The organism is Sphingomonas paucimobilis NBRC 13935 (assembly GCF_000739895.2).
Taxonomy (GTDB): domain Bacteria; phylum Pseudomonadota; class Alphaproteobacteria; order Sphingomonadales; family Sphingomonadaceae; genus Sphingomonas; species Sphingomonas paucimobilis.
In genome coordinates this window covers 16,115-29,543 of sequence record NZ_BBJS01000007.1, presented here as the reverse complement: position 1 = coordinate 29,543, position 13,429 = coordinate 16,115, and the positions used below count along the sequence as shown (strand labels likewise).

Genomic DNA, 13,429 nt, shown 5'->3' with positions numbered 1-13,429 from the left:
GTCGCGCAACAATTTCGTTCCCGCGCAACCCAGCGCGTGGCGGCTGGTTTATCCCGTCGATAAGGGCGTGGATGCCCAGCCGCCGTCCCGTCAAAAGCGGGAATCTCTTTCGAACCAGGCCAAAGAGCCATGAGAGGCCCCGGCCCTTGCCGGGGCGGCGGCCAGATCAGGGGGAATTTCGACCGTCATGACCGTTTCCGCTCGCCCATCAAGCCTCTTGGCCTGCCTGGCATTTGGCTTGGCCCCCTCCGTTGTCACGGCGCAAACGACCCCGGATGCGGGTGCGACCATCACCGTTACCGGTCGCGGCCTCGCCGACCAGCCGGGCGACCGGGCGTTCGACGTGGTGACAATCGACCGCGACCGGATCATCCAGAACGCCTCGCAAAGGCTGGAAAATGTACTGGCCGATGTTGCGGGGCTGCAGCAGTTCCGCCGATCGGATAGCCGTTCGGCCCATCCGACCTCGCAGGGGATTACCCTGCGCGGACTGGGCGGCAACGCGTCGAGCCGTGCATTGCTGGTGGTGGACGGCGTGCCGCAAGCCGATCCGTTCGGCGGATGGGTGGTGTTCCCGGCCTATGCGACCGGGCGATTGGGCCGCATTCGCGTGACTCGAGGCGGTGGATCGGGCTTTTGGGGTCCCGGCGCGCTGGCGGGCACGATCGAAATGGACAGCGCAACGCTCGATCAGCTTTCGCCGCTCGATGTGGCCGTCGCCTATGGCAGCCGGGATTCGGTCGATGCGCAAGGATCGGCCTCGTTGGTGCGGGGCGGCGGATTCCTGACGCTGTCGGGTGCCTATGCGCGCGGCGACGGCTTCACCCCCATCGTTGCGGAGCAGCGTGGCCCCGTCGATCGCCCCGCCCCTTATGAACAATATTCGGGCGCAGCGCGCGGGGTCGTCGGCATCGCGCCATCAACCGAATTGCAGATGACGCTGGCCGCCTTTCACGACGCGCGCGACCGGGGGACCGACTTTACCGACAATCGCTCGGACGGCGCGGATGCCAGCGTGCGGCTGGTCGGGCGCGGACGTTGGGGATGGTCGGCGCTGGGCTATGTCCAGACGCGGCAATTCGCCTCGCGCTATGCCAGCGTCAACGCGGCGCGGACCGCCGCCACGCTGACGCTCGACCAATATAATGTTCCCGCGACCGGCCTCGGCGCGCGGGTTGAGGTGTCGCCCCCGCTGGGCGACGCGATCACGCTGCGGCTCGGGGGCGACATTCGCGACACCAGCGGGCGGACGCAGGAACTCTACACCTATGTCGCCGGCCTCCCCACCCGGCGGCGCGAGGCGGGCGGTGCGACGCGGACCATGGGGCTGTTCGCCGATGGCAGCGTCGAGGCGGGCATGGTGACCGTGACCGCCGCCGCGCGGGTGGATGACTGGCGCATCCGGAACGGGCGGCTGGACGAGGGCGTGCTGGCGACCGGCGCGGTGCTGACCAACGCGAATTTCCCCGATCGCTCGGGCCAGGAATTTACCGGACGGCTGGGGGTGGCGGTTCGCCCGGTCGAGCCGCTGTCGCTGCGCGCCGCCGCCTATCGCGGATGGCGACTGCCGACGCTCAACGAGCTCTATCGCCCGTTCCGCGCCGGCGCCGATGCCACCGCTGCCAATGCCGCGCTCAACCCCGAGCGGGTCGAGGGCGTGGAGGGAGGCTTCGACCTGACCCCGACGCCGGGGCTGCGGCTATCGGCGACCTATTTCGTCAACCGGCTGACCGATGCCATCGCCAATGTGACCATCGCGCGGGGGCCAGGGACCTTTCCCGGCGTCGGCTTCGTCGCGGCGAACGGCGTGTATCGGATGCGGCAGAATCTCAATGCGATCCGCTCGGAAGGCTTCGAGTTGGAGGCGAACGCCGTCGCCGGACCGGTCAGCGCGCGGGCGTCCTGGTCGCATCTCAACGCGCGGGTGGAGGCTTCAGGAACCGCCATGCCGCTCGACGGCCTGCGCCCGGCGCAGACGCCGCGCGACCAGCTATCCGCCACGCTGGCGGTCGAGCATCGCGGCGCGACGCTCAGCGGGACGGTGCGGCATGTCGGACGCCAGTTTGAGGATGACCAAAATAGCCGTAGCCTCGCTCCCGCCACCACGCTGGATGCCTATGCGGCGGTGCCGGTGGTGCGCGGCTGGCTGATCGAGGCACGGGCCGAGAATCTCGCCGATGCGCGGGTGGAAGCGGCCTATAGCGGGGCCGGGCTCATCGAGCGGGCGACGCCACGGACTTTGTGGATCGGAGTACGGACCCGCTTGTGAGGGTTTCCCTTGGCCTTAGACTTCGCTCAGGCTGAACGGAACTGGGTACTGAACCCCGTTCGCACTGAGCGAAGTCGAAGTGCACGCCCCTACCCCCGCTTCTTCACCAGCGCCGTTCGTAGGCACCGGCACACCACCTCGTCCCGCTGGTTGAGCGCCTCATGCCGGAACGTCACCAGCCCCGCGCCGGGGCGTGACTTGCTCTCGCGCAACGCGGTCACCTCGCTCGTCGCGCGCAGGGTATCGCCGAGAAACACCGGCGCGGGCATGACCAGTTCGTCATAGCCCAGATTGGCGACCAGCGTCCCCAAGGTCGTCTCCCCCACCGACAGTCCAACCATCAGCGAGAAGGTGAAGGTCCCGTTGACGAGGATCTGCCCGAACTCACTCGCCCTCGCCGCCTCGGCATCGATGTGCAGCGGCTGCGGGTTATGGGTCATGGTCGAGAAAAGGAGATTGTCCGTCTCGGTCACGGTGCGGCGGATCGGATGCTCGATCCGGTCGCCGATCGTCCAGTCGTCGAAGAAGCGCCCGCTCATGCCGCATCCTCCGCGACGATGCGGACGAGCGCAATGCCCTCCGCCACCTGGCCGCCGGTGTCCGCGTTCAGGTCGGTGACGACACCGTCGAACGGCGCGGTCAGGACATGCTCCATCTTCATCGCCTCCAGCGTGACGAGCGGTTGCCCCGCGCTCACCGCCTGGCCCTCGGTCACGGCGACCGCGATGATCCGGCCGGGCATGGGCGACAGGATCGCGCCGTCCCCCGCCCCGCCCGCCGCCAGCCCATCGGCGCGCCAGCGGGTGAAGGACCAGCTTTGCCCGCCCTCGGAGATCAGCACCTCGTCGGTCGGCGACGGGGGCACTTCCCCCGCCTCGCTGAAATCGACCGTGATCGGCCGACCGTCGAGCAGGAAGCGGGCCGTCCGGCGCGGCGCGGCGTTCAGGCGGAAACCGGTGAGTTCGTCCTGCCCGATCAGCGCCGCCGCCGCTTCGGCCAAAGCCTCTTCGGACGGCTCGGTCGGCGGCATCAGCGCCTCGCCCTCGCGCGCGATCAGCCCGGTATCGACTTGGCCGCTGGCGAAATCGGGATGATCGAGCGCCTCGACCAGAAAGCCCGCATTGGTGCGCACCGGCCAGATCACCGCTTCGTCCAGCGCGTCGGCCAGCGCCTCGCGCGCCTCGTCGCGGGTGTCGCCATGGGCGATGACCTTGGCGATCATCGGGTCGTACCAGGGGGTGATCTCCGCGCCTTCCTCGACCCCGGTGTCGATGCGGATCGCCGGGTCGTCGCCAAGGTCGAACACGTCGAGCGTGCCGATCGCGGGAAGGAAGCCCTTGGCCGGATCCTCGGCATAGAGCCGCGCCTCGATCGCATGGCCGTGGATGGCGAGGTCGGTTTGCGCCATCGGCAAGGGCTCGCCCGCCGCCACACGAAGCTGCCACTCGACCAGATCGACGCCGGTGATCGCCTCGGTGACGGGATGCTCGACCTGGAGGCGGGTGTTCATCTCCATGAACCAGACCCGGTCGGCGCGCAGCCCTTCGGAGGCGTCGGCGATGAACTCGATCGTGCCCGCCCCGACATAGTCCACCGCCTGTGCGGCGCGGACGGCGGCGGCGCAGACGGCTTCGCGGGTAGCGGCGTCCATGCCCGGCGCGGGGGCTTCCTCGATCACCTTCTGGTGGCGGCGTTGCAGCGAACAGTCGCGCTCGAACAGGTGGACGACCTGGCCGTGACGGTCGCCGAAGACCTGCACTTCGATATGGCGGGGCGAGAGGATATATTTCTCGATCAGCACCCGGTCGTCGCCGAACGAGGACGCCGCCTCACGACGGCAGGACGCCAGCGCCTCGGCGAAATCGGCGGGGTCGTCGACGCGGCGCATCCCCTTGCCGCCACCGCCCGCCACAGCCTTGATGAGCACGGGATAGCCGACCGCGTCGGCCTCGGCGGCGAGGCGTTCGGGGGACTGGTCCTCGCCCAGATAGCCGGGGGTGACGGGGACGCCCGCCGCGATCATCCGGGCCTTGGCGGCGTCCTTCAGGCCCATGGCGCGAATGCTGGCCGGATCAGGGCCAACCCAGATGAGGCCAGCGGCGATCACCGCTTCGGCAAATTCGGCATTTTCGGACAGGAAGCCATAGCCGGGATGGATCGCCTCCGCACCGCTTTCGCGCGCAGCATCGAGGATGCGGTCGGCGTCGAGATAGCTTTCGCGCGCCGGGGCGGGGCCGATCGCAATCGCTTCGTCGGCGAGGCGCACATGCAGCGCCTGCGCATCGGCTTCGGAATAGACGGCGATCGTGCGCAGGCCCATCTCGCGTGCCGTGCGGATGATACGGCAGGCGATCTCGCCGCGATTGGCTATGAGGAGGCTGTTCATCATCGGATCAGGACTCCAGCGTCAGCGTGATGGCACCGCCCGGCCGTTCGGCGATGGCATCGAAGATCACGGTCAAAATGCGGTCGAAGCGTTCCCCCACGACCCGTCGCGCGGCGGCCGCTTTGGTCAGGCGCAAAGCGATCGGCGGCTCGACGACCGCCACCAGCAGGTCGAACAGCGCATCCAGACTACCGCCATACCATTCGACGCCCGAGACCTCACGGATACGCGCGTGGAAGTCGGCTTCATCGGCAACCGTGGCGCCGTCGATGGTCAGGTCCATCGCCATTACATGCGGAACACCCCGAAGCGGGGCGCCTCCGCGATGGGGGCGTTGAGGCAGGCATCGAGCGCCAGCCCGAGCACGTCGCGGGTCTGCGCCGGATCGACGATGCCGTCATCCCACATCCGCGCGGTCGCGTACCAGGGATTGCCTTCATCCTCGTAACGCTGGCGGATCGGGGCCTTGAACGCCTCGGCTTCCTCCGGCGTCCAGTTGTCGGCGTCGCGGTGGACGGTCGCCAGCACGCTCGCCGCCTGTTCGCCGCCCATCACGCTGATCCGCGCATTGGGCCAGGTGAACAGGAAGCGCGGAGAATAGGCGCGCCCGCACATGCCGTAATTGCCCGCACCAAAACTGCCGCCGATCAGCACGGTGATCTTGGGCACCTGCGCGGTCGCCACCGCCGTCACCAGCTTGGCGCCATGCTTGGCGATCCCCTCGGCCTCATAGCGGCCACCGACCATGAAGCCGGAGATATTCTGGAGGAACAGCAAGGGGATACGCCGCTGGCACGCCAGTTCGATGAAATGCGCGCCCTTCTGCGCGCTCTCCGAAAACAGCACGCCGTTATTGGCGAGGATCGCGACCGGCTTGCCATGGATATGCGCGAAGCCGCAGACCAGACTCGCGCCATACAGTGCTTTGAATTCGTGGAAGCGCGATCCGTCGACCAGCCGCGCGATGACCTCATGCACGTCATAGGGTGCACGCACGTCCTGCGGGATCAGGCCGTACAGCTCTTCCGCCGGGTAGAGCGGCGCATCGGCTTCCGCGAGATTGACATCAGGCAGGGTCTGCGGCGGCAGCGTCTCGACGATGTCGCGGACGATCGACAGCGCGTGGTCGTCATTCTCGGCGACGTGATCGACCACGCCCGACTTGCGGCCATGGGTGTCCGCCCCGCCCAGTTCCTCGGCCGAGATGACCTCGCCCGTCGCCGCCTTCACCAGCGGCGGCCCGGCGAGGAAGATCGTCCCCTGCCCGCGCACGATCACCGTCTCGTCCGACATGGCGGGGACGTAAGCACCACCCGCCGTGCAGCTTCCCATGACGCAGGCGATCTGGGGAATGCCCGCCGCCGACATCTGCGCCTGGTTGAAGAAGATGCGGCCGAAATGATCGCGGTCGGGAAACACCTCCGCCTGATGCGGCAGGTTCGCGCCGCCGCTATCGACGAGATAGATGCAGGGCAGCCGGTTCTCGAGCGCGATCTCCTGCGCGCGAAGGTGCTTCTTCACAGTCAGCGGGAAGTAGGTGCCGCCCTTCACCGTCGCGTCGTTGGCGACGATCATCACCTGTCGGCCATGAACACGGCCGATCCCGGCGATCATCCCCGCGGCCGGCACCGCATCGTCATACAGGCCGTTGGCGGCAAGCTGGCCGATTTCGAGGAAGGGCGAGCCCGCATCGAGCAACTGCTCCACCCGGTCGCGGGGGAGCAGCTTGCCACGCGCGACATGGCGCTCGCGCGAAGCGTCGCCGCCGCCCAGCCCGGCCTTCGCCACATCGGCACGCAACCGCTCGGCCAGAGCGCGATTGTGATCGGCGTTCGCGCGGAAGGCCGCATCGTCGCGCGCGATGCGCGAGGAGATCACCGCCCCCATCACTTCACCCCAAGGCTCATTGCGCCACCTTATCAAGCTTGCCGATCAACTCGCGGCCGATCAGCATCCGGCGGATTTCGTTGGTTCCCGCCCCGATGTCGAGCAGCTTGGCATCGCGCGCGAAACGTTCGACCGGCCAGTCCTTGGTATAGCCCGCCCCGCCCAGCGCCTGGATCGCCTCCAGCGAGACCTTCACCGCATTCTCGCTCGCCAGCAGGATCGCGCCCGCCGCGTCGAACCGAGTGGTCCGCCCCGCATCGCAACTCCGCGCCACGGCATAGACATAGGCGCGCGCCGAATTGAGCGCGACATACATGTCGGCGATCTTGGCCTGGATCAGCTGAAACTCGCCGATCGCCCGGCCGAACTGCCGCCGCTCGCGGACGTAAGGAACCACGACGTCGAGGCACGCCTGCATGATGCCGAGCTGGATGCCCGCCAGCACCGCACGTTCGTAATCCAAGCCGCTCATCAGCACGCCGACGCCGCCGTTGACCGGCCCCATCACCTGTTCGTCGGCGACGAAGCAGTCGTTGAAGACCAGCTCGGCGGTCGGGCTGCCGCGCATGCCCATCTTGTCGATCTTCTGGCCGATGGAAAAGCCGGCCATGTCCTTGTCGATCAGGAAGGCGGTGATCCCACGGCTGCCCTCGCCGGTCTTGGCATAGACGACCAGGGTATCGGCATAGGGTGCGTTGGTGATCCAGAATTTGGTGCCATTCAGCCGCCAACCGCCCTCGACCTGGGTGGCACGCAGCTTCATCGACACCACGTCCGAACCCGCCGACACCTCGGACATGGCCAAGCTACCGACATGCTCGCCCGAGATCAGGCCGGGGAGATATTTCGCCTTCTGCTCCGGCGAACCCCAGCGGCGGATCTGGTTGACGCACAAATTGCTGTGCGCGCCATAGGACAGGCCCAGCGAGGCCGAGGCCCTCGACACTTCCTCGATCGCGACGACATGCTCCAGATAGCCGAGACCCAAGCCGCCATCGGCTTCGTCCACGGTGATGCCATGCAGGCCCAGCGCGCCCATTTCGGGCCAGATATCGCGGGGAAACCAGTCCTCCGCGTCCATCCGTGCGGCAAGCGGGGCGATGCGGTCGGCCGCAAAGCGGCGGGTCGCGTCACGGATCATGTCCGCGCTTTCACCCAGCGCGAAATCGAAATCGTCGATCATGTCCTCTCCAACACGGCTCTTTGAGTCCGTTGCGTCGCCTTAACCGGATATTACCCAAATGCGCAATCATTGTTCCTGGACGGGACGTTCGCTCCCGTTTCTGGATTTATCACTTGATCTCTATCATTTGCATGTCCTGGGGAAACCCGGCATGTGAAGCCGGTGAGGAAAGTCCGACCCTGATGGCCACGCGCCTTGTCGAGACCGATCCGGGCGAGGATATTTCCGCCTGCGATCGGGAGCCCATCCATATACCTGGCGCGATCCAGCCGCATGGGCTGTTACTGGTGGCGGAGGGTCAGCCGCTGATCGCCATCGCCGGTGCTGGGGCGCTTGAGGAGCGACTAGCCGCCGATTGGCTGCGTATGCCGCTGGCCACATTGCTGGGCGACGACGCGGCGGAGACGCTGGCGACGATGCCCGCAGGGCAAGGTTCCGTTACGGTCACGCGGCCGATTCGGGGCATAGACGAGCTGTTCGCCGTGACCGCCCATCGGCTGGCAGGCGATCGGCTGCTCGTCGAGTTGGAGCCGGCGCTGACCGATGCACCCTGGGGTTCCGGCAGTCCACTGAGCTGGCTGGACGCCGCAGCGACCAGTTTCGAGCGGACCGGCGACCTGCAGAATCTGTACGAACGCGCCGCCGCCACCTTTCGCACCCTGACCGGGTTCGACCGGGTCATGCTCTACCGCTTTCTCGATGACGATTCGGGACGGGTCGTGGCGGAGGCCCGGGCGCCGGGCCTTCACTCCTTCCTCCATCACCATTTCCCCGCCTCCGACATCCCGAAACAGGCGCGGGCGCTCTATATCCGCAATCGGACGCGCAGCATTCCCGATGCCGCCTATGTCCCCGCCCCCCTGCGGCCCGAAGGCTTCGAATCGACCGATCTCAGCGATGTCGGCCTGCGCAGCGTGTCGCCGGTCCATGTCCGCTATCTTCAGAATATGGGCGTTGCCGCCTCGGCGTCGATCTCGATCGTCAAGGACGGGCTGCTCTGGGGGATGGTCGCCTGCCACCACCAGAGCCCGCGCCGATTGTCGCCCGATCTGCGCGCCGCCGCCGCCACGCTGGCCAGCGGCCTGGCACGCCAGGTGCGCGCCAAGGAAGAGGCCGAGCTCTATCGCGAACGCTTCCGCCTGCGCGCCGCAGAGGATGCGATCATCCCGCGGATCGCGGGGCAAGGCGAGATCGTACCCGCGATCCGTCACTTGCTTCCCGATCTGATGGCGATGATGAACGCCTCAGGCTTCGCGCTGGTCGATAGCGGCCGGGTTTATAGTCATGGTCTCTGCCCACCCCCGCTGGCGCTGCTCGAGATCGCGCAATGGGCACTGTTGCGCGGCGGGGGCGAACTCTACGCCACGCATGAGCTGGGCGCGGTCATGCCCGATACCAAGGGGCTCTCCGCGACCGCCAGCGGCGTGCTGGCCCTGCCGCTGATCGACGGAGGCCTGAGCTTGCTCTGGTTCCGCGCCGAGCAGGTCGAAGAGGTGGAATGGGCGGGCAATCCCCACAAGTCGGTCGCCTTGCGCACCGACGAGACGCTCAGCCCGCGTGCCTCGTTCGAGAGCTGGCGCGAAACGGTGCGCGGCCGTTCGCGACGCTGGACGCTGGAAGAAGTGGAAGCGGCGCACCGCCTGCGCCGGGCGCTGCATGACGGCTTCCAGAACAACCGCCTGCGCAGCCTGAACGCGGCGCTTCAGCGGACACTCGACGACAAGGACCTGCTTCTTCAGCAGAAGGACGTGCTGATGAAGGAGGTGGACCACCGCGTCCAGAACAGCCTTCAGCTCGTCTCCTCCTTCCTCGCGCTCCAGGCCAAGGCGGCGACCGATCCGGGCGTGCGCGAGCAGTTGACCGAGGCGCAGGCCCGGCTCTCGGCGGTCGCCCTCGTCCATCGCCGACTCTATCGCGACGATCAGATCCAAACGGTCGATCTGGCACGCTATTTGGAGGAACTGGTCGGCGACATGAAACAGTCGCTGGGGGCCGAGTGGAGCGCACAGATGCGGCTGGACCTAGCGCCCGTGCTGATGCCCACCGATCGCGCGATCAATCTGGGCTTGGTCACCACCGAGTTGATCATCAACGCCACCAAATATGCCTATGACGGCGCGGCCGGCGCGGTGACCATCACGCTGGAGCAATATGGCAACCGCCTGCGCCTGATCGTCGCCGACGAAGGCCGCGGCCGGATGAACGCGCCGATCGGCGACGGGCGCGGTTTCGGCAGCCGGATGATGGCGGCGATGATGCAAAGGCTGTCGGGATCGATCGAATATGACGACAACCAGCCCGGCCTGCGCGCCATCGTGATCGCGCCGATCGCGGATTGAGGGGGCGTAACACCGTCCCGTTCAGCCTAAGCGAAGTTGAAGGCCACGGGACGGACCCCAACACCCTCACCCTTCCGGCGCTCCGCGCCTCCCTCTCCCGCTGGGAGAGGAGTGTCGGGTGAACAGCGGGGCGCAGTTCACCCGACACTGGGCCCGCTCGCGATAGCGCGTGGGAAGGGTGAGGGCGACTAAGGCCTGCTCATGGCCTTCGACTTCGCTCAGGCTGAACGGGGGGTGGGTTTAAGCGGCTTGTTTATAAAGCGCGAAGACCCGTTCCGCCGCCGCCGCCGCGCGGTCGATCCACGCCTCGTCATCCGCCGCTGCGTCTAGCGCATGCCGGAAATCGCGCCATTCGCCGGGGCCGAAGCCCGATTCGAGATAGGCTCTGGGCAACCCCTTACCCACCTGCCGGACCAGCATCACGCCGCCTAGCCGCGACCCTTCGGTCACATAGAGCGCCCCCCAGCGCGCCGCTTCGTCGGTCGCGCAAGAGAAGGACAGCGGCTCGGGCATATCTCGCCCCAGCGCGGCAAGGTCCGCCGCCAGCGCTTCCCGCCGCGCCCGCCAGGGAAAGGCGATCGCCTGCCCGGCGAGCCAAGCTTCGACCGCCGGCAGGGCACGCGCATGGGCGATCAGGAACGCCGTGTAGCTTTCCCGATCATCCAGGCGATAGGCACCATAGGCAGCGTCCACCACCTCATGCGCCGCCGCCGTCCGCGCGCGCAGGATGGCCGATGCGCCGTCCTTCACTTCAGGCAGGCGACGATCCCCGCGATGACGGCCAGCGTCTCTTCCGGGTCGCGCACGCGTACCGTGTCGAGGCCCAGTTCCTTGGCCGGATAGTCGTTGCCGCCGGGGAAGATCGCGTCGCCGATGAACATCATCGCATCGAGTTCGATCCCGCTGGCATCGCGCAGCTTCTTCAGGCCATAGGCCTTGTCAACGCCCTCACGGGTGATGTCGATCGACGTCGCGCCACCCATATTGATCGACAGGCCCGGCAGGCGCTGCTTGAGGTCGGCCTGGATGACCTTGCGCTTCTCGAACTTGGGGTCCCAATGTTCCTTAGCGTCGATCGGCGCCTGCTGGCCGAGCGCGGAGAAGGTGATCTGGCTGCCGCGATCCTCGATCCGCTCGCCCCAGGTCTGTTCGGGCACGAAGCCGGTCGCTTCCAGCGAGGCGTCGAACGCCTCCAGGATCTTCGCCTTGGTCGCGTCGTCGAACAGCTCGGCATAGACCGGGGTCCAGCTTCCGTCCTTGTAGGTGTAGAGCTTGGTGCCGGTGGTCGGCATCAGCCACAGCTTGCTGCGGTCGGCGCGTTCGGGCAGGCGGCTGGCCACCTGCTTGTCGAACTGCGGCCAGTCACCGCCCGAGATCACCGCGACATGCGCGACGTCGAGCAGGTCGGCCAGCGCCTCCCCCATCGGCTCGCCCAGCGGCTGCTTGCTTTCGGCCAGCGTCCCGTCGAGGTCGAACGCAACCAGTTGCTTCATGAAGGCACTCCGATTCTGGGCATGATGAGATTGTCGATGGCATAGGCCACGCCGTCGTCCGCGTTGGAACGGGTGTGTACCAATATCTGTTCCCTAACAGCGTCGGGCGCATTCGCCATCACGATCGGCAGGCCGGCGCGTCTCAACATGGGAAGGTCGTTGGCCTGATCGCCCAGCACCGCCACCTGTTCCAGCGGCACACCGAAGGCCTTGGCCAGCGTCGCCACGCCGTCGCCCTTGTTCGCGGCGAGCGCGGTCACGTCGAGATAATAGGTCTGCGACTGGGCGATGGTCGCCGCCTCGCCATGCGCCTCATTCGTCCGCTCGTGCAGGCCGCGCAACAGGTCCGCATCGTCGCTGACCAGTGTGATCTTGTCGACCTTGTCGACCAGCGCCGCGAAGTCCTGCGTGACCACGGGCTCTTGCGCCGACGCCTTGCGTTCGTGCTCGACATGGGTGCCCTCGCCGCTGCTGGCATACCAGCGGTCATCGGCGAAGACCCAGATGGCGACGGGGCTCTCCGCCGCCATCGCCAACACGTCCTTCACAACCTCGACCGGTACCCGGAACTGCGCGTCGATCGACCCGTCGCGGCGGAACACGGTGCCGCCGTTGAACGCCCCGATCGGCGCGTCAATCGCCAGTTCGTCGGCAAGCCATCCCAGCCCCGATCGGGGCCTGGCGCTGATGATGGTAAAGCCGATCCCCGCCGCCTCCAGCCGCCGGACGGCAGCGATGGTGGCGGCACGCAGCGTCTTGTCGGGATCGACCAGCGTGCCGTCGACGTCCGACACGACCAGTCGAATGGGCAGGCTCATTGCGGGATTTCGGTATGGCCGCCAAAGCCGAAGCGCATCGCCGACAGCACCTTGTCGCCATAGGTATGCTCGATCCGGCTGCGATAGCGCGCGAAGAGCGAGGCGGTCAGGACATTGGCCGGGACCTTCTCCTCCATCGCCGCATCGATCGTCCACTGGCCCTCACCCGAGTCCGCGACATGGCCCGAGAACTGCTCCAGCATCTCGTCCTTGGCCAGCGCAATCGCGGTCAGGTCGAGCAGCCAGGACGAGATCACGCTGCCGCGCCGCCATACTTCGGCAATGTCGGTCAGGTTCAGGTCGAAGCGTTCGTCCTCGGGCAGCTTGTCGCTGTTCTTCGACTTCAGAATGTCGAAGCCCTCGGCATAGGCCTGCATCAGGCCATATTCGATGCCGTTGTGGATCATCTTGACGAAGTGGCCGGCTCCGGCGGGACCGGCATGGATATAGCCCTTCTCGGCACGCTCATCGACCTTGTCGGCAATGCGGCCCGGCGTGCGGACGATATCGCCCAGGCCCGGTGCCAGCGCCTCGAAGATCGGGTCGAGATGCGCGATCGTCTCGTTATCGCCGCCGATCATCATGCAATAGCCGCGCTCCAGGCCCCAGACGCCGCCCGAGGTGCCGACATCGACATAATGGATGCCCCGTTCGGCCAGTTGCTTGGAACGGCGGATATCGTCCTTGTAGAAGCTGTTGCCGCCATCGATGACCACGTCACCGTCCTTGGCGAGCTTGGCGATTTCCGCGATCGTGTCCTCGGTCGGACTGCCGGCGGGCAGCATCACCCACCAGATCGCCTTGTCGGCCAGCTTGGTCGCCATGTCCTCCAGCCCCGTGGCCGCCTCCGCGCCGTCCTTGGCGAGCGTCTGCACCGCCTCGTCGCTGCGATCCCAGGCCACCACCTGATGCCCAGCCTGCATCAGGCGGCGAGCGATATTGCCACCCATGCGGCCGAGGCCGACCAGACCGATCTTCATGCGGAACTCCATTATGTTTCTGGTGTCGTAGAAAGTGAAAGGCCCCCTTCCCGCCTTGGGAAGGGGGCCTGTCG

11 protein-coding genes are annotated in these 13,429 nt (G+C 67.0%); 2 read left to right on the top strand and 9 right to left on the bottom strand.

The features are described from left to right. The first annotated feature begins 187 nt into the window (after positions 1-187). On the top strand, positions 188-2,269 hold the full coding sequence (locus SP6_RS01580) for a TonB-dependent receptor (protein WP_082052392.1): 2,082 nt from the start codon (positions 188-190) through the stop codon (positions 2,267-2,269). 89 nt (positions 2,270-2,358) lie between these two features. On the opposite strand, the gene SP6_RS01575 is transcribed toward SP6_RS01580, so the two are convergent. Genes SP6_RS01575 through SP6_RS01555 form a run of 5 tightly spaced genes read right to left on the bottom strand, consistent with a single transcriptional unit; the run spans position 2,359 to position 7,725 of the window. Then, the gene (locus SP6_RS01575; RefSeq protein WP_007405359.1) at positions 2,359-2,808 is read right to left on the bottom strand and encodes a MaoC family dehydratase; all 450 of its coding nucleotides are present in this window, start codon (positions 2,806-2,808) and stop codon (positions 2,359-2,361) included. Further along, positions 2,805-4,658 carry an acetyl/propionyl/methylcrotonyl-CoA carboxylase subunit alpha gene (locus tag SP6_RS01570; protein ID WP_037568875.1) on the bottom strand — a complete coding sequence of 618 codons (1,854 nt, stop codon included), beginning with the start codon at positions 4,656-4,658 and terminating at the stop codon, positions 2,805-2,807. The genes SP6_RS01575 and SP6_RS01570 overlap by 4 nt, the downstream gene beginning before the upstream one ends. A 4-nt stretch (positions 4,659-4,662) precedes the next feature. Beyond that, entirely contained in the window at positions 4,663-4,938 is a 276-nt protein-coding gene (locus tag SP6_RS01565) for a barstar family protein (protein ID WP_007405494.1), read from the bottom strand. Between the two features lie 5 nt (positions 4,939-4,943). Continuing rightward, complete coding sequence (locus tag SP6_RS01560) at positions 4,944-6,542, bottom strand: carboxyl transferase domain-containing protein (protein ID WP_037568871.1); 1,599 nt, start codon at positions 6,540-6,542, stop codon at positions 4,944-4,946. Between the two features lie 16 nt (positions 6,543-6,558). Next, the gene (locus SP6_RS01555; RefSeq protein WP_007405391.1) at positions 6,559-7,725 is read right to left on the bottom strand and encodes an acyl-CoA dehydrogenase family protein; all 1,167 of its coding nucleotides are present in this window, start codon (positions 7,723-7,725) and stop codon (positions 6,559-6,561) included. Positions 7,726-7,907: 182 nt separating this feature from the next. Between SP6_RS01555 and SP6_RS01550 the strand changes: the two genes are divergently transcribed. After that, on the top strand, positions 7,908-10,064 hold the full coding sequence (locus SP6_RS01550) for a histidine kinase dimerization/phosphoacceptor domain -containing protein (RefSeq protein WP_007405440.1): 2,157 nt from the start codon (positions 7,908-7,910) through the stop codon (positions 10,062-10,064). A gap of 240 nt (positions 10,065-10,304) precedes the next feature. Here the strand turns inward: SP6_RS01550 and SP6_RS01545 are convergent, their stop codons facing one another. From SP6_RS01545 to gnd, 4 genes are read right to left on the bottom strand one after another with little or no spacing between them, the layout of a single operon-like run. Then, on the bottom strand, positions 10,305-10,814 hold the full coding sequence (locus tag SP6_RS01545; protein WP_007405424.1) for a biliverdin-producing heme oxygenase: 510 nt from the start codon (positions 10,812-10,814) through the stop codon (positions 10,305-10,307). Then, a complete protein-coding gene (locus tag SP6_RS01540; RefSeq protein WP_007405375.1) occupies positions 10,811-11,557 on the bottom strand; it encodes an HAD-IIB family hydrolase in 747 nt (248 codons plus the stop codon). Before SP6_RS01540 ends, SP6_RS01545 begins: the two co-directional genes overlap by 4 nt. Further along, entirely contained in the window at positions 11,554-12,375 is an 822-nt protein-coding gene (locus SP6_RS01535; RefSeq protein ID WP_007405474.1) for a Cof-type HAD-IIB family hydrolase, read from the bottom strand. The genes SP6_RS01540 and SP6_RS01535 overlap by 4 nt, the downstream gene beginning before the upstream one ends. Next, a complete protein-coding gene (gene gnd / locus SP6_RS01530) occupies positions 12,372-13,355 on the bottom strand; it encodes a phosphogluconate dehydrogenase (NAD(+)-dependent, decarboxylating) (protein ID WP_007405401.1) in 984 nt (327 codons plus the stop codon). Before gnd ends, SP6_RS01535 begins: the two co-directional genes overlap by 4 nt. Positions 13,356-13,429: the final 74 nt, after the last annotated feature.